Raw genomic sequence first — 15860 nt, forward strand, 5'->3', positions numbered from 1 at the left:
CTCTTGAGGATCAAGAAGTGGAGATCCGTTGGGATCCACTCCTCGGCCATCAAAGCCTCTTTAACCCCATCCTGGAGGATAAAGTCCGGCTCTTCTTTGGCCAACACGACTGGGAGTTGGTTAAAAAGTTGGCTGAAGAAAGCAAGGGTTTTTGTTTTATGTGTCCGGACAAGGTCCGGACTGCAACACCCCGGTATCCGGAGGATCTCATCCCGGGGGGCAGGTTGATTAAAGGAGAATGTACTCTTTTCCCAAACCTCTATCCTGTAGGGCTTTATCATGCAGTGATCACTGTAGGGGAGGCTCATTTTCGGGAGCTGAAGGATTTCTCTGAGAGGCTTGTTCAAGAGGCCTTTGAGGTGGCCATTGATTTCATTGATCGAGTCTTCCAGAAAGATGCTAGCGCTCAGGTGGCTATGATTTGTGCCAACTATTTACCCCCTGCGGGAGCCAGTCTGCTGCATCCTCACTTTCAGGTCTATATAACCAGCCAGGCCCCGCCTCTCTTGGCTAGGGTCCTAGAGGCATCCTTTTCCTTTTATCTTGCTTGTGGGCAGAACTATTGGGAAACCCTGGTAGGGGAGGAAGAGGAGCGGGGAGAGCGCTTCCTGGGGCGTTTGGGACGGATTTCTTTCCTCTCAGCCTTTTCTCCCCTAGGGACGAATGAGGTCCAGGCCATCTTTGAGGGGCCCCAGTGGCCCAGTTTGTCTGATCTGGCTGATTTGGCCAAGGGGATCTCGGCGATCCTTAAAGGCTATCAGACCCTAGGTTATGGAACTTTCAACTTCACCTTTTATTTACCTCCCCGAGGGGAGGAGCCGTTGTGGTTCAGCCCCCATTTGAGGATTATCACCAGACAGAATTTTTCTCCCTATTATCGGACTGATGATTACTTCATCCAGCGTCTGTTGTCGGCGGAACTGATCCTCCTCCCTCCGGAAAAGCTTGCAACTCGGCTGAGGTCATACTTTGCGCCTAGGCCAGCCCGGCCAGAATAACTTGGCTACCGTGGCCTTCATCGAGGTCAAAGGTTTGGCTAATTTTTAAACCAGCCTGATCCAAAAAGGCTTCATACTCTGAGACTGTATAGGTGTCTCCAGAATCGGTATGGAGAAGCATATTAAGGGCGAAGATGAGCGGAAACAATGGTCCATTTTTCTCCTCATCGGGGATGAATTCAACAATGGCTAGCATTCCTTGGGGCTTCAGGGCCCTTTGGGCCTTCTTGAAGAGAGCAATATTTTCCTCTGGACCTAGGGCGTGGCATATGTGGCCAAAGATGATGAGGTCATAGCCATCTCCCCAGGGAATCTCCCAATAATTACCGGGCAAGAAGATAAATCGCTCCCTCAATCCCAATTTCTTGAGGATGGGTTCTGCTGATTGTTCAAGTACTTGGGGGAAATCTATGGCCCAGACTCGGGTCTCGGGCCGGTCCTTGATAAGGGGAGCACTCCAAAGGCATGAACCCGCACCCACATCGAGGATCTTTTCACAGGGGGTCTTAATAAGGTCGGCTAATTTTTCGGCTTCCGGCCAGTTGGCTGCCAAGAGGCCCTTGGTGAGGCGGATAAAAAAGCCCGGGCCCTTGTCTTTCTCTTGGGAGTGTCCCTGTTGGCCGCAAACGGCCTCCTTGAGTCGCACCCAACTGCGGGCTAAGGTTAGCCCATGGATCAGATAGGCCTCGTAGGAGAAGATATCCTCCCGACCCAAAAATGGTCTTAGATCCTCCCTGAGGCGATACTTTCCTTTGTTTTTTTCTAAAAACCCCAAAGCACAGAGGGCATTTAAGAGCATTCGGAGAGATCTGACCGGTAGAGCGCTCTTTTGGCTAGCTTCTTCTAGGCTAAGAGGTTCCTTCAGCAGGAAGAAGAGATTCAGTTCGGCAGCCGTAGCGATGATAAAAGTTGGGGCAAAGCCAAAAACGAAATCTTTTAACCAGCGGCGCTTATCTTTTAATTCCATTTTAAGTTCCTCCTGACCTGAAGCAAAATTTCTAATCCTTAACTTTATATCATCTAATCAGGCGATGGTATTTACTTTAAAAACAGCTCTCTTCGTGTTACTTTGTTATAAAAATTGTTAAGTTTTCCTTAAGAACTCTTGGTTAAAAGGGCTGCTCTTGGAATATTTAAGACTTAAGGTCGGTTTTAAAAAACTGTGAGGAATAATTCTCATGGATCAGGAGCTTATGGCTCGCTTTTTTAAGGCCTTGGCAGACGAAAATCGTCTCCGGATTGTAAATGTTTTGATGGGTGGAGAACATTCTGTAGGTCAGTTGGTGGAGGAACTGGGCCTTTCTCAACCTTTGGTCTCTCATCACTTGCGCGAGCTCAAGATGGGCGGTCTAGTAACCACCAGACGGGAGGGCCCTTTTATCTACTATAGCCTGAAAGACCGTCAACGGACCATGGCTATCTTTGACTTGGTGAAGGATATCATTTCAGGGGGTGGACATGACCACCAAGTATCAAGAATTGCTTAAAACCTTAAGCCTGGAAGAGATAAAAGAGCTTTTATTGGATCTGGCATCTTTGGCCTTTTCTGTTCTGGATGAAGAGTCTCAAAAGGAGGTCATCCTCCAGATGTTTGGCCATGAGGAAGGAGAAGTGCCTTCAATGGTCTACTACTGACTGGCCAAGTGTCTTGACGCGGGAGTTGACCCGCGTTCTATGTGTCAGAGGCTGGTCTCCACCGTTGATATCCGCCGGCGGCTCTCTGATGTGGCTCCGGAGTCAATCTTGAGCCTTTTTGAAGACTGGTTAGAGGAACTGGAGGGGGCCATCCTGGACTGTCTGAAGGAAGAGCCAACCCTCTCTGATACCCAACTGGCCCAAAGGTTAAAAATATCCAAAGAGGGGGTGGCTTTTCTGATTGACCGGATGACCAAAGAAGGTAAGCTCCGCCCGGTGTCTTAGAAGATTTTTGATTTTAAGCGAGATAAAAATTTTTCTTGGATATATCAAAATATTTTGATATCTTTATTTAAAATAATCTAAGGGGGAAGGAAATGAAGTTTCTCATCCTCGTCTCTTCTGATAATCCGGAGGTCGTCTGGAATGCCTTCCGCCTCTCCAACTTGATCCTTGATCAAGGTGATCAGGCCACTATCTTTCTCAACGGGCCGGCAGTGGCCTATCAAAAGATGGATTCAGAGAGGTTCCCACTGAAAAAGCTGGCCAAAAATCTTACCCTTGCCGGTGGTGGATTGTGGGCCTGAGGGAAATCCATGTCCCTCCACGGTGTCGATGTGGATGAATCTCTAAAAAAGGGCACCCAGAAGCTTCTCTATGATCTGGCCAGTACAGCTGATAAGATAATCTGTTACTGAGAAGTGCTATCTGGCTTTAAGATTTTGGATATTTGATACTGATGAAGAAGTTCAAAGCAGAGTTATTTGAATCTCAGACAGGCTTGTGCTATTCAGTTAAAACATGGTCCGGAGACAGAAACGGCCTAAAGCGCAGAGGCCTTCTTCCAAAAGAGCGATCCTTATCGGGGGCGGACTGCTCGGGGCCTTCCTTCTCTGGAACGTCTTGGGCCCGTATGGATTTGTCCGTTACTATCAGGTAAAGCTTCATCTCCGGGAGCTCTCCGACCAAGTAATAAATCTTCGCAAAGACTGCCAAGAGCTCAAACACCGAATCGCCCTTCTTAAGAATAACCGAGCCTATATCGAAAAGGTTGCCCGCCAACGTTATGGCTTGATCAAAGACAACGAAATCCTTTATCAGTTTCCACGGGATTAGTACTTTTAAGGATCTGTCTTATGCTAACGCTCAAAAAGATTAGAGAATTCAAGGAATATTTGGAAAGCGGCCAGTTCATGGAGGATTTCGACTACCGAACGCCAGACGGACAGGCAGAGATGCTTGACATGATTGAGACCATCTTTGAGATCTGTGAACTGGCAGATGAGATCCTTACAAAAAGACTTTATCAGCAGATGGCAGGTACAGTAGAAAAGCCCAAAGGGTTCACTCCCCTAGAGGGATCGAAGAAAGATGGCTAATTGGGTTTTTTATGCCCTATTTTATCCGGGCCAAGACCTATTTCGGCTACGCTAAAAAGGAGTTAGATCGGGCCCGGGAATATCTAGCGGCCGCCCGCTACCAGGAGGCCTTTTCCTACGCCTTGGCAGCGGCCACCTCTGCCCTCAAGGCCCTCTACGCCGTAAACTTTCCCCAAGCCCCTAATGGCCCCCTCAAAGAGGAGGACCTCTTAGAGGCTCTTGACCTCTGGCAGGATTCAGTTCTTTCAGCAGACTTTAAGGATCTTTTCAGACGTCTTAAAGATCTTTTATCCCAAGAAAAGACCGAAAAATGTGCACGCCAAGCGCTTGAGCTCGCCACTAAGGCCGTTTCTCTGGCCCAAAAGGCCTTAGGCCCCCTTTTGCCCCAGAGGTCCTGGAGGTCGAATCAATAGCTATCGTTCTATCCAGTAATTGGGAGCCTCTTTGGTAATAATCACGTCGTGGACGTGGCTTTCCCTGAGCCCTGCCGGGGTTATTTTGATGAAGCGAGCCTTCTGGCGGAGCTCTTCGATGCTTCGACAACCAAGATAGCCCATTCCCGATCGCAGACCACCAACGAGTTGGAAGATGGTCGCCGCCAGAGGGCCGCGATAGGGAACCCTTCCTTCGACCCCTTCTGGGACTAGTTTTGAGGGCTCGTCGATCTGACCATATCTTTCCCGAGAGCCTTGACTTTTGCGCATGGCCTCTAAGGAACCCATGCCCCGGTAGACTTTATAGGTTCTGCCCTGGAAAAGAACCACTTCTCCAGGGCTTTCATCTGTGCCAGCAAAAAGCGAGCCAATCATGACGGCGTGGGCCCCGGCTCCAATGGCCTTGGTGATGTCGCCAGAGAACTTGACCCCTCCATCAGCAATCACTGGAACATGGTGGTGATTGGCCACCCGGGCGCAATCGCTTATGGCCGTAAGCTGGGGTACTCCTACGCCAGCAACAATTCTGGTAGTGCAAATAGAACCTGGACCTACTCCTACCTTGATCCCGTCAGCCCCGGCATCTATCAAGGCCTTGGCTCCTTCGGCAGTGGCTACATTGCCAGCGATGAGCTGGCAGTCCGGAAAATGGGCCTTTATGTCGCGGACGGTCTCAATGACATTTTGGGAGTGCCCATGGGCCGAATCAACCACGATGAGATCACAACCGGCCTTAAGTAGGGCTTCTACGTGGGCTAGACGATCCGGCCCCACGCCCACTGCGGCCCCTACCCGGAGGCGGCCAAGATTGTCTTTACAGGCATTAGGGTATTTCTTCAGTTTTTCGATGTCTTTGATGGTAATAAGGCCTCGAAGACGACCAGCCTCATCAACAACCAAGAGTTTTTCTATCCGGTGTTTATGAAGTAGTTGTTTGGACTCCTCTAAGGTGATCCCCGGGGGGGCGGTTACAAGATTCTCAGTTGTCATAACCTCCTTGACTGGCCGGTCAAGATCGGTCTCAAAGCGAAGATCCCTGTTAGTAACAATACCGACCAACCTCTGATCATCGTCCACCACCGGCACTCCGGAGATCCGAAACTCGGCCATCAGGTTGAGGACCTCGCGGATCTTAGTCTCCGGGGTGACAGTTACAGGATCAATAATCATTCCGCTTTCGCTTTTTTTGACTCGTTCTACCTCCCGGCACTGTTCCTCAATGGTCATATTACGATGGATGACCCCAATGCCTCCTTCCCGGGCGATACTTATGGCTGTCCGGCTCTCGGTGACCGTATCCATGGCCGCCGAGAGAAGAGGAATATTGAGTTTGATCTCGGGGGTAATATAGGTAGAGACGTCAACATCCTTGGGTAAAACCGCCGAGGCGGCAGGAACGAGGAGGAGATCATCAAAAGTGTAACCCTCCCTGATTTCTTCCGGGTTTAGCATGTTCTGGCCCCCTTTGAAGGCTGATTTTTCTTTATGGGTTTTCCTGGCCCCTTTCTTGGGCCAAATCTAACAGAATTCCTTCGAGAATACCGGCATCACTTATCAACATCTCCCGGATGTTTAGGAACTCCAGAACCTTCAAGTAGATAAGAACGCCGGGCAGAATAATATCTTCTCGGCCAGGTTCAAGCCCCCTCAAATTGCGGCGATCAGAGACGCTGAGATCTTTAAGGCGGGAAAAAAGGTCCCTTAGGGCCTCTTGGCTAAGGGTATAACCCTGGACCTTGTCTGGATCATAGTGATCCATCTGGAGTTTTAGGGCAGCAAGGCTGGTGGCCGTCCCCCCTGTGGCCACTAAGGCCTCAACTGGCGACAAATCTTCCCGGGGAAGCCCCTTGAGGACCTCTTTGATATTTTCTTCTAGCCTCTGAAGCTCTTCTTCGCCGGGAGGATCATCATGGATGAATCTTTCAGCCAGAATAACTGCTCCCAACTCTAGGCTCAGACTTTTAAGGGCCCTTGAGCCCTTGGCCAGGATAAATTCTGTAGATCCCCCCCCAGCATCAACCACCAAAACCTTCTCCAACCCCTGGGGGAGGGCCGCCATAACGCCTTTAAGGGAAAGGTCAGCCTCCCGTTGAGAGTCGATAATGTCTATCTTGATCCCAACCAGTCTTTCTGATTGGCGAAGAAAATCAGGCCCATTGCCAGCCTTTCGGAAGACAGCGGTGCCAATGGCCTGATAGGCCTTTACCCGGTAGAAAGTCATGGCCTCCTGAAAACGCCTCAGAGTCTCAATCCCCCGGCTAAAAGCTCCCGGCGATATTTCTCCCCGTTCGGCCAGCCCTTCTCCCAGACGGACATTTTCCCGGTCTCGATAAAGGGGGCGTATCTTTCCTCCGACTACCTGTCCGATAAGAAGCCGAAAGGTCTGGGTACCCAGATCAAGGGCAGCCAGCACCGGATGGGATAGCCGTTCTTTAAGGTCTTTGCCCACCTTGAAGATCACTCGACGCCTAGGGGGCAGATTCTGACGTTCGCCAGTCTTGGGATTGATGAAGATCCGACCCTTTTGGGGGCGGACGATAAAGCGTCCGAAACCTCTGATCTCCACCCGCTCCCCGTGGATGACGGCCTTGGTCAGGCGGGCGAAGATCTGATCTACCATCTCCTCAAGATCTTTCTTCAGGTATTCCGGAAACTTCTCTGCCAGTCGGTTGACTAAATCCTTCTTGACCATGGCTCAGATGCTGCCTTTCTTTAAAACAGGCCAACTTTGCCTGGCTTTTCTGGACCTAGTTGACAAATTGGGGAGCTAGGTAGCCTATGCCAGAAAAGGTCACGGCTTGGGAAAGGGCCCGGGTTCCCTCCCCTAGGATGGTCCTTAACAGGGAAAAACGCTCCCGAGGAGGATAGACTAGTTCTACCGGGCCAGTAATTCCAGCCAGTTGGGCCGCAGCCTCTACCGCTGAATCAAGGTTTCCTAACTCATCGATCAGACCGCGGGCCTTAGCCTCCCGGCCGGTAAATATCCGACCATCGGCCAAGCGTCGGACCTCTTCTACCGGGATTCTCCGGGCCTCGGCCACAGCGGCGATGAACTGTTGATGTACCTCTGTCAGAAGGCCCTGAAGAAGGGCTCTTTCCTCCTCTGTGAGGTTTCTGGTTACCGGGGTTAGATCCTTGAAACGGCCGCTTTTTATGGTGGTGGTGGAGATACCCAGTTTTTTAAGAAGCTCTCCCAGATTGGGAAGCTTCATGATTACCCCTATACTGCCGGTGATCGTTCCCGGGTTGGCGTATATCTTTTCTGCCCCAAGGGAGACATAGTAACCTCCGGAGGCCGCTACGGATCCCATGGAGACTACAGTTGGTTTGATTGCAGAGAGATCTCTGATGGCTTGATAGATTTCTTGAGAAGCCCCGACGCTGCCCCCAGGACTCTCTACCCGGATGACGACGGCCTTGATATCCTTTCGGTCCCTGAAGTGCCGCAGATCCTTAAGAATACGGTCACTCTCAGAAATGAGTCCCTTTACCTCTATCACACCGATCCGGTCGGCCCCTGGAAGGACTGGGGTCCCTCGAGAAAGGAGGAACCCCAAAGCTATCATCAGTAAAATGAGGAAGAGAAAAAGCGCACCTAAAAAGGCCAGCCCAACAACAATAGGACTGCTTCTCACCTTGTCAGCCTTTCCTCATGAAGAAAAGGAAATGACACTATTTTTTATCTCCCCCAGCAAGCCCTTCTTTAAGAAGACTACCCAGGGTGGTTTTAGCTCCAGAGCTGTCCTTGACGTAGTCAAGGTAATAGGATCTTTCTTCGTCTTCAGCCAGCCGTCGGATAGAAAGACCCATCTTTTTCCTTTCCGGATCCAAGTTGATGACCTTGGCCGTTACCTGATCTCCGATTTCGTAGGTTCCAACGGCCGACTTAAGGCGCTTGTCTGAAAGCTCAGAGACATGGATCAGGCCTTCAATGCCTTCCTCAACCTCAACAAAGACCCCAAAGTCGGTGACATTGGTGACTACTCCGGTGACCTTGGTCCCCACAGGGTATTTTTCAGCGGCTGACTCCCAGGGATCGGGGGTAAGCTGTTTGATCCCCAGGGAAAAGCGCTCCTTTTCTCGATCAATGTTGAGGACTACAGCTTGAATGACGTCTCCTACCTGATATCGATCGGCAGGATGACGTAAGCGACGGCTCCAAGAAATGTCAGAAATATGGATAAAACCATCGATACCTTCCATTATTCCCACAAATAGACCAAAGTCAGTGATATTTTTGACTTTGGTCTCGATAGTTGTTCCCGGGGGGAACTTTTCCATGACCACGTCCCAGGGATTGGGTTCGACCTGCTTTAGAGACAGAGAAATTCTTCGGGCCTCAGGGTCAAGGCCGATGACGGCCACAGTGACGAGATCGCCTACCTCAAGGACATCTTTAGGGTGGCGAACCTTTTTGGTCCAGGACATCTCCGAGATATGAACTAGACCTTCTATTCCGGGCTCCAGCTCCACAAAAGCTCCATAGTCAGTAAGGTTGACCACCTTGCCCTGGACTTTTGCCCCTAAGGGATACTTCTCATTTACAGACTCCCAGGGATCCGGGGTGAGCTGTTTGATCCCCAAAGAGATCTTCTGCTTTTCCCGATCAAATTTGAGTACTTTGACCGTGACCCTATCCCCCACCTTGAAGAGGTTAGAAGGATGCTCCACTCTTCCCCAAGAGATATCTGAGACATGAAGGAGACCATCGATGCCGCCCAGATCTACAAAAACTCCGTAGTCAGTAATATTCTTGACAATACCCTCGCGGACTTGGCCTTCTTCCAGGCTAGCCAGCGTTTCCTCCTGCTTCTTGCGCCTTTCTTCTTCAAGGATCTCCCGACGGGAGACCACGACATTGTCCCTTTTGCGATTGTATTTGATCACCTTGAAGAGAGTAGAAAGTCCGATGAGAACTTCTGGATCCTTGACCGGACGAATATCGGCTTGGGAAAAAGGCAAAAAGGCCTTTACCCCACCAAGATCTACGGAAAAACCGCCCTTTATTCTCTCCAGGATCAGCCCCTCGACCGGGGTTCCCTCCTTGTAGGCCTCCTGGATCTTCTCCCAAGTCTGAATTCTGATGGCCTTGCGATAGGAAAGTTTCATCAGGCCGTCTTTGCCACTTAGGCGCTCGATCATGACAGGTATCTCATCACCTTCTTTTATCGAAAGGCTACCATTAGGGGCCTTGAACTCCCTGACAGATACCTGTCCCTCACACTTGTAGCCGACATCAACCATGACCCATTCCTGGTCGATGCGGACCACCTTTCCCGGCAGGATCTCCCCGGCATGGAGCTCTGGAAGCCCCTGCTCAAGGAGGGATTCAAAACTCTGGCTCAACTCTTCTTCCTGCCCAGAAGAGCTGAGGTTTTGGGTTTGATCTACGATTTCCATCAACGTTAGACCTCCTTAGATTTTAAAAACGTCTCCTTATACCAGAGGCCCCTTCATAATTCAACGTTAACTCGAGGATTTGGGGCAGGAAGCTGTCAGCTCTTCCAGATGGTCTAGGATCCGCTCCAGGACTTCTTCCAGAGAAAGTTTAGTGGTGTCGATGATGATTGCCTCTGGGGCAGGTTTTAAGGGAGCTAGTTCCCGGCGACAGTCGTTTTCGTCTCTGAGTAACTGCTGTCTGAGAACTTCTTCATAACTTATATCCTCCCCACGGGCCTTAAGCTCTTCAAAACGACGTCGGGCCCTTTCTTCGGCAGTGGCCGTAATGAAAAATTTGGCCTCAGCTTCGGGGAAGACCACAGTTCCCGTATCTCTGCCTTCAGCTACCACCCCTCCTGATTTTCCCATACGGCGCTGGAGCTCCGTAAGATGGGCCCTTACCGGTAAAAGGGCCGAGACCGCTGAGGCCGCTAGGCTCACTTCCGGGTGACGGATCTCCTGACTTACGTCTTCTCCGTTAAGAAAGACTACGGTTCCCTGGGATCCTGGCCGAAGTTCTAGTTGGATTTCTTGGAGAACCCTGGCTACTCCCTGGGCATCCCCTGGATCTATTCCAGCCCTCAGTGTAGCCAGTCCCACAGCTCGGTACATGGCTCCGGTGTCGAGGTAAATATAATTGAGGCGTTTGGCCAGGAGACGGGCAATGGTTGACTTTCCTGCTCCGCTTGGGCCGTCGATGGTTATTGTCAAGGCCTTCATGGTTGGAGGACCTCTTTGAGTTCGTCGATTAGGCGTTGATTCTCCTCTGGAAGCCCTACAGTTATCCGAATACAGGTTTCAAAACTATAAGAATCCATAGGTCTGACAATTATCCCTCGCCGGAGAAGGGCCTCATATACAGGTCGGGCCGGTCTCCGCAGATCAACCAGGATAAAGTTTGTCTGGCTAGGGTAGGGGAGGAGTCCTAAACTGGTGAGTTCTCGCTCCAGAAAATCCATTCCTTCCCAAATAGTCTTTTGGACTTGGGCCAGATAATCTCTGTCTACAAGAGAGGCCCTGGCGGCTATCTGGGCCAGGAGATTGACATTAAAGGGCTGACGGATGCGTTCAAGTACGGCGGCGATCTCTGGATCCATAACTCCATAGCCAATCCTCAATCCCGCCAAACCGTAAGCCTTGGAAAAGGTCCTCAAGACGATAATCCTCTTGTCTTCGCGAAAAAGGGAGATTCCGGAGACAACCTCCTTGTCCCTGACAAACTCAAAATAGGCCTCATCAAGGACCACCAAGATGTTAAGGGGAAGATCGCTGAGAAAGGCCAGAAGTTCTCCGACTCGGATCGCTGTCCCCGTAGGATTGTTGGGATTGTCAAGGAAGATGATCCTCGTCCTGGAAGTGACGGCCTTAGCAATGGCCCCTAGATCGTGTTTAAGGTTTTTAAGAGGAACAGAGATTGTCCTCCCCCCAGCCACACGGGTAAACCTTTCATACATCAAGAATGTCGGCCGGCTGGTGACAACTTCGTCGTCCTCGGAGACAAAGGCCCGGATAAGAAAATCGATAATCTCGTTAGAACCGTTGCCGAGGACGATCTCTCTGGGGGAAACCTTAAGGACTTCTTTAAAGGCTTCTCGGAGTTCAAAGGCCGCCCCGTCTGGGTAGCGGTGGACGTTGGGAGCCTCTCTGACAATGGCCTCAAGGGCCTTAGGGGAAGGACCAAGGGGGTTTTCGTTAGAGGCCAGCTTAACTATGGGCCCCCTTATCCCTAATTCCCTTCGTAACTCTTCTATAGGTTTGCCCGGCTTATAAGGATGGATTTCCTTAAGATAGGATTTGGCTTCCATGGTCTGGGTTAATACCACCACCGCCTTCTCTCTGGCAAGTCGCTTTTGGGCTGGGATGAACATAGTACTTTATAGTATTTAAAGGGTTATGTCCCTCAGGTTTAAGAAATTGGTCAGGGGGGTCTTGCCCTGGTTGATTATCCCCTTTGGGATTCTTTTCTTCTTGCCGGCCAGGGCCTTTGTTTGGGAGGTTGTCTCGGTTGATACCAATAAAGACGGCCGGGCTGACCGATTTTACTATCTCGGGGAGGCCGACGATTCCCTGCGAGTTGAGGCCGATACGGATCTCGATGGCCGCGTAGATCGTTGGGAGATTTTTAAAGGGGATCAGATTGTCTCCCTCAGCAAGGATACCAATTCCGATGGTCTTCCTGATACCCGCTATCTGTTTGAAGGCTGGGGTCAAATCTCCCGATTAGAGCGTGATGAGGATGGGGATGGAATCTTTGAAGTCAGGGTAATGTTTTCCGAGGGGAAGGTAGAGAGGATTATCCGTCCCAAAGGGGCCGGACGGGAGGAGATCGTTTTTGACAAGGGCCGAGTCATCCAGCTTCTTTGGGATCTAGATGGAGACGGCCTTCCGGAGAGAACCTTTTATTTTAATGATCAAGGGAAGATCTTTCGTATAGAGTCTAAAAAATAGGGAGGTTGGGCAATGTTTGGGAGGAGCTTAGGGATCTTGATGTTAGCTGTTTTGCTTGGGGGGTGTGCCAGTACCACTGGCCTTCAGCCTCAAGACGCCAGGGTCGATCAAAAGGCTCCGGTTACAGTCTTGGTCAAGCTTTCAGTAGAGGGAGCTGATTATCCAACCTTAAAAAGGTTAAAAGAGAGGCTTCTTGGTCTTCCTGGAGTGCATAAGGTCTACCAGAAGTCATTTAATGCCCAAGGGGTAAGCCACCTGGAGATAGACTACGAAGGCCTTACCCAGACTCTGGCCGATGCCATTCAAGGACTTTCCTCCCCCGAGATGGCTATTGATGTTCTTAAGTTTGATCCGGCTCAGATCGTCATTCGAATAAGTCAAGTAGCCCCAACTCACTAAATCTCTTAAAAGACTTGGGAACAAAGGGGGAGCAGACGCTCCCCCTTTGTGTTTTTTAGCCTTCAAGACAGGCCTTTATGTCTTCATCTGGAGTGGCAATGGGCTTGATATTGTAATTTTCTACCAGGAAGTTCAGGACATTGGGGGTGATAAAGGCCGGAAGGCTTGGCCCAAGGCGGATATTTTTAATCCCAAGATGAAGAAGAGAAAGGAGGATCGCCACGGCCTTCTGCTCATACCAGGAAACAATAAGAGAAAGCGGCAAGGAGTTTACATCCACATTGAAGGCCTTGGCTAAAGCCAGAGCGATCTGGACGGCGGAGTAGGCATCATTACACTGACCGACATCAAGGAGTCTGGGGATACCACCGATGTCACCCAAGTCTTTGTCAAAGAAACGGAACTTCCCACAGGCCAAGGTTAGGATAACACAGTCCTGGGGGACCTTTTCAACAAACTCCGTATAGTAATTGCGGACCGGTTTAGCCCCATCGCATCCACCAACCAGAAAGAAATGGCGGATGGCCCCGCTTTTTACGGCCTCAATGACCTTGTCGGCTACAGAAAGAACCGCATTTCTGGCAAAACCGGTCAGGACAGTCTTGCCCTCCAAATCCTCAGCAAACCCCTCCATTTCCTGAGCCATCTGGATGACTGGAGTGAAGTCAAGCTCCTTGAGGTGTTTGACTCCGGGGTAGCCCACAGGCCCCAGGGTAAAGACTCGGTCTTTATAGGTATCCTTGGGAGGCACCAGGCAGTTGGTGGTCATGACAATGGGGCCTGGAAAATCAGCAAATTCTTTGGTCTGATTCTGCCAGGCCGTACCATAGTGGCCGTAGAGGTGGGGATACTTTTTTTTGAGTCCAGGATAACCATGGGCTGGAAGCATCTCTCCATGGGTATAGACATAAATGTTCTTACCCTCGGTTTGTTTAAGAAGAGCCTCAAGATCCTTGAGGTCGTGGCCGGAGACGAGGATGGCCTTACCCTTTTTGTGGCCTAAAGGTACCGAAGTTGGCTCAGGATGTCCGTAGGTGTTGGTGTGAGCGGCATCAAGGAGTTCCATCGTCCGAAGATTGATCTCTCCGACCTTAAGGGCGATCCCGACCCAGTCGTTTAAGGAAAGATCGTCTCGATTGAGGTCAGCCAGGGCCTCATGCAGGAATGCATAGACTTTGGGGTCTTCCTGTCCCAATTCTTGGGCGTGATAGGCATAGGCAGCTACTCCCTTCAGACCGTAAAGAGTGGTTAACTTAAGGGAGAAGATGTCTTCGTCTTTGGCCTTCTCTGGCCTCAGCTCGACCTCTTCACCCTGTTTGACCAAGGCCTCGGTGGTCTTCTCCGGAACAAAGGCGGCTGGCCCTGAGAAGTCGGTGTGGCTACCAGCGGCCTTAACCTTTTCCTTGAGGCGTTCGCGGAGCTCGACCGTCCGGAAGATATAGTCTTTAATCCTTTCAGGGTCAAAGTTGACGTTGGTCAGGGTAGAAAAGAGGGCCTCACAGGTAAAGACATCTGTCTCCCGATCCTCAACCCCGACCTTGCGCCCCTCTTGGGCTACCTGACCTAAGCCTTGTAGGGCGTAAACCAAAAGGTCTTGAAGGAGATCGACATCTTCTGTCTTGCCGCAGACGCCGACCTTGGTACAGGCTAGGCCTTTGGCGGTCTGTTCACACTGGTTACAAAACATTTTTACACCTCCTTGTTTTTGATGCTCACCCTAAGGTAGGATATTGGTCGGCTTAACTCCTTGACATAGGTCAAAGCTTTGAAGAACAAAAACTTCTTTTTATTAATTCCTCTTTTTGAAGGATTGCCGGAAGAAAATCTAAGGCTGCTCCAGGAGATTGTCCAGGAGAGGCGCTATCCGGCCAAAAGGCTCATTTTTGCCGAAGGCGATGAGGCCCTGGGCTTCTACGTGGTCTTATCTGGGCGGGTGAAGATCTTCAAGGTGGCCCCCAGTGGTAAGGAGCAGATTCTTCACATATTCGGCCCCGGTGAGCCCTTTGGAGAAGTGGCGGTCTTTTCCGGAGGTCGGTTTCCTGCTTATGCTCAGACGCTAGAAGCCTCACATCTTCTCTATTTTCCCCGGAAGGACTTTGTCCATCTCATTCAACAAGAGCCCTCCTTAGCCCTCAACATGCTGGCTGTCTTATCGCGTCGTCTTCGCCAGTTTACGGCCATGATAGAGGCTTTGGCCCTAAAGGAGGTCTCTGAGAGGCTGGCTGCCTACCTGTTGCTACTTGAAGAGCGACAGAAAAACAACCCTATCAGGCTGGATATCAACAAGGGCCAACTAGCAAGCCTTTTGGGAACCACTCCTGAGACCATTTCTCGGGTCTTTACCCGGTTGGCTCGGGAGGGATATATTGAGGTTGATGGCCGTCAAATAGAGCTGGCCAACCGCCAAGCCCTTCAAGAATTGGCAGCCGGTCTAAGACGCCTTTGAGGAAGGCTTTGTGCAAAAAATGCACGTATCCCTTATGTCCTACCCCTGTCCCTAGGGCCTAAGCCCCCTTTTTCGGCCCAAAAGAAGGGTATTCTCCCTGGCAAGCTCCTTGCTCATCTAAAGGGGTAAAAACTAAAGGAGGTGTCCCTTATGAAGAAGAGTCTTTTTATAGTTGCTATTTTGGGGCTGTGGTTTTCTCTTAGTGCCTGTGTGACTACCCAGCAAAGTGCGCCCTACCAGGGGGCCGGGGCCGGGGCCGTGATCGGGGCTGCCGCTGGCGCCCTTCTTGACAGCCACAATCCCTGGCGGGGAGCAGTTATCGGCGGGGCCTTAGGGGCAGCTTTTGGAGGCACTCTGGCCGACATCTCCAGCCAGGCTTCCTATCAAGCTGCTCGGACAAATCAACCGGTTGTCTATCAACGAGGAGCAACCGTGGTAGAGGCCTCCCCTATCCCTTCCACTCATAGTGCAGAGACCAATTGCCGTAAGGTGCGTAAAAGGGTCTGGCGTAACGGAACCCTGATAACCGATCGGATAGAGGAGATCTGTGAGGGCCAGAAGAAGGAATACACCTATTAGTGTTGTTTTTCCCCCCTTGGGCTTAACCCAAGAGGAAAAAAAACCCCCACGGATCCCCTTTTTCTTCCCCGGCCCAACAGCAGGCAAAGGAAGAAAAAAGTCC

General features: G+C 50.8%; 20 protein-coding genes. 12 read left to right on the top strand and 8 right to left on the bottom strand.

Annotated features, from left to right (window positions below; genetic code table 11):
- A partial coding sequence (locus tag ACXJJX_RS04420; protein WP_456432580.1) for a hypothetical protein occupies positions 1–998 on the top strand: 998 nt, incomplete at its 5' end.
- On the opposite strand, the gene ACXJJX_RS04425 is transcribed toward ACXJJX_RS04420, so the two are convergent.
- Positions 976–1965, bottom strand: coding sequence for a class I SAM-dependent methyltransferase (locus tag ACXJJX_RS04425; RefSeq protein WP_456432582.1), 990 nt, complete (start codon positions 1963–1965; stop codon positions 976–978). The genes ACXJJX_RS04420 and ACXJJX_RS04425 overlap by 23 nt on opposite strands.
- A gap of 226 nt (positions 1966–2191) precedes the next feature.
- Here ACXJJX_RS04425 and ACXJJX_RS04430 point away from each other — a divergent pair, with 226 nt between their 5' ends.
- The 7 genes from ACXJJX_RS04430 (at position 2192) to ACXJJX_RS04460 (ending at position 4425) form a co-directional block, all read left to right on the top strand.
- Entirely contained in the window at positions 2192–2485 is a 294-nt protein-coding gene (locus ACXJJX_RS04430) for an ArsR/SmtB family transcription factor (protein WP_456432584.1), read from the top strand.
- Positions 2457–2633, top strand: coding sequence for a hypothetical protein (locus ACXJJX_RS04435; protein WP_456432586.1), 177 nt, complete (start codon positions 2457–2459; stop codon positions 2631–2633). Before ACXJJX_RS04430 ends, ACXJJX_RS04435 begins: the two co-directional genes overlap by 29 nt.
- A gap of 39 nt (positions 2634–2672) precedes the next feature.
- Complete coding sequence (locus tag ACXJJX_RS04440; protein WP_456432588.1) at positions 2673–2918, top strand: winged helix-turn-helix domain-containing protein; 246 nt, start codon at positions 2673–2675, stop codon at positions 2916–2918.
- 92 nt (positions 2919–3010) lie between these two features.
- Positions 3011–3220 (top strand): sulfur reduction protein DsrE, encoded by a 210-nt coding sequence (locus tag ACXJJX_RS04445; RefSeq protein WP_456432590.1) that lies wholly within the window; start codon positions 3011–3013, stop codon positions 3218–3220.
- Between the two features lie 214 nt (positions 3221–3434).
- Positions 3435–3749 (top strand): FtsB family cell division protein, encoded by a 315-nt coding sequence (locus ACXJJX_RS04450; RefSeq protein WP_456432592.1) that lies wholly within the window; start codon positions 3435–3437, stop codon positions 3747–3749.
- Between the two features lie 20 nt (positions 3750–3769).
- Complete coding sequence (locus tag ACXJJX_RS04455) at positions 3770–4012, top strand: hypothetical protein (RefSeq protein WP_456432594.1); 243 nt, start codon at positions 3770–3772, stop codon at positions 4010–4012.
- 11 nt (positions 4013–4023) lie between these two features.
- The gene (locus tag ACXJJX_RS04460) at positions 4024–4425 is read left to right on the top strand and encodes a hypothetical protein (RefSeq protein WP_456432596.1); all 402 of its coding nucleotides are present in this window, start codon (positions 4024–4026) and stop codon (positions 4423–4425) included.
- On the opposite strand, the gene guaB is transcribed toward ACXJJX_RS04460, so the two are convergent.
- From guaB to hisC, 6 genes are all read right to left on the bottom strand, one after another.
- Positions 4426–5898 (bottom strand): IMP dehydrogenase, encoded by a 1473-nt coding sequence (guaB, locus tag ACXJJX_RS04465; RefSeq protein WP_456432598.1) that lies wholly within the window; start codon positions 5896–5898, stop codon positions 4426–4428.
- Between the two features lie 31 nt (positions 5899–5929).
- On the bottom strand, positions 5930–7138 hold the full coding sequence (locus tag ACXJJX_RS04470) for a Ppx/GppA phosphatase family protein (RefSeq protein ID WP_456432600.1): 1209 nt from the start codon (positions 7136–7138) through the stop codon (positions 5930–5932).
- Positions 7139–7193: 55 nt separating this feature from the next.
- The gene (sppA, locus tag ACXJJX_RS04475; RefSeq protein ID WP_456432602.1) at positions 7194–8081 is read right to left on the bottom strand and encodes a signal peptide peptidase SppA; all 888 of its coding nucleotides are present in this window, start codon (positions 8079–8081) and stop codon (positions 7194–7196) included.
- A 37-nt stretch (positions 8082–8118) separates the two neighbouring features.
- On the bottom strand, positions 8119–9846 hold the full coding sequence (locus ACXJJX_RS04480; protein WP_456432604.1) for a 30S ribosomal protein S1: 1728 nt from the start codon (positions 9844–9846) through the stop codon (positions 8119–8121).
- Between the two features lie 66 nt (positions 9847–9912).
- Positions 9913–10605 (bottom strand): (d)CMP kinase, encoded by a 693-nt coding sequence (cmk, locus tag ACXJJX_RS04485; protein WP_456432606.1) that lies wholly within the window; start codon positions 10603–10605, stop codon positions 9913–9915.
- Positions 10602–11711: a histidinol-phosphate transaminase gene (gene hisC / locus ACXJJX_RS04490; RefSeq protein ID WP_456432608.1), complete on the bottom strand. Its 1110-nt coding sequence runs from the start codon at positions 11709–11711 to the stop codon at positions 10602–10604. Before hisC ends, cmk begins: the two co-directional genes overlap by 4 nt.
- A 67-nt stretch (positions 11712–11778) precedes the next feature.
- Here hisC and ACXJJX_RS04495 point away from each other — a divergent pair, with 67 nt between their 5' ends.
- Together ACXJJX_RS04495 and ACXJJX_RS04500 are read left to right on the top strand one after the other, a co-directional pair.
- Entirely contained in the window at positions 11779–12333 is a 555-nt protein-coding gene (locus tag ACXJJX_RS04495) for a hypothetical protein (protein ID WP_456432610.1), read from the top strand.
- 12 nt (positions 12334–12345) lie between these two features.
- A complete protein-coding gene (locus ACXJJX_RS04500; RefSeq protein WP_456432612.1) occupies positions 12346–12732 on the top strand; it encodes a hypothetical protein in 387 nt (128 codons plus the stop codon).
- 55 nt (positions 12733–12787) lie between these two features.
- Here ACXJJX_RS04500 and hcp read toward each other — a convergent pair whose 3' ends face one another.
- Complete coding sequence (gene hcp / locus ACXJJX_RS04505) at positions 12788–14419, bottom strand: hydroxylamine reductase (protein WP_456432614.1); 1632 nt, start codon at positions 14417–14419, stop codon at positions 12788–12790.
- A gap of 123 nt (positions 14420–14542) precedes the next feature.
- Here hcp and ACXJJX_RS04510 point away from each other — a divergent pair, with 123 nt between their 5' ends.
- Entirely contained in the window at positions 14543–15178 is a 636-nt protein-coding gene (locus tag ACXJJX_RS04510; RefSeq protein ID WP_456432616.1) for a Crp/Fnr family transcriptional regulator, read from the top strand.
- Positions 15179–15328: 150 nt separating this feature from the next.
- Positions 15329–15757 carry a YMGG-like glycine zipper-containing protein gene (locus ACXJJX_RS04515; RefSeq protein ID WP_456432618.1) on the top strand — a complete coding sequence of 143 codons (429 nt, stop codon included), beginning with the start codon at positions 15329–15331 and terminating at the stop codon, positions 15755–15757.
- Positions 15758–15860: the final 103 nt, after the last annotated feature.

This window comes from Thermosulfuriphilus sp. (assembly GCF_054026695.1).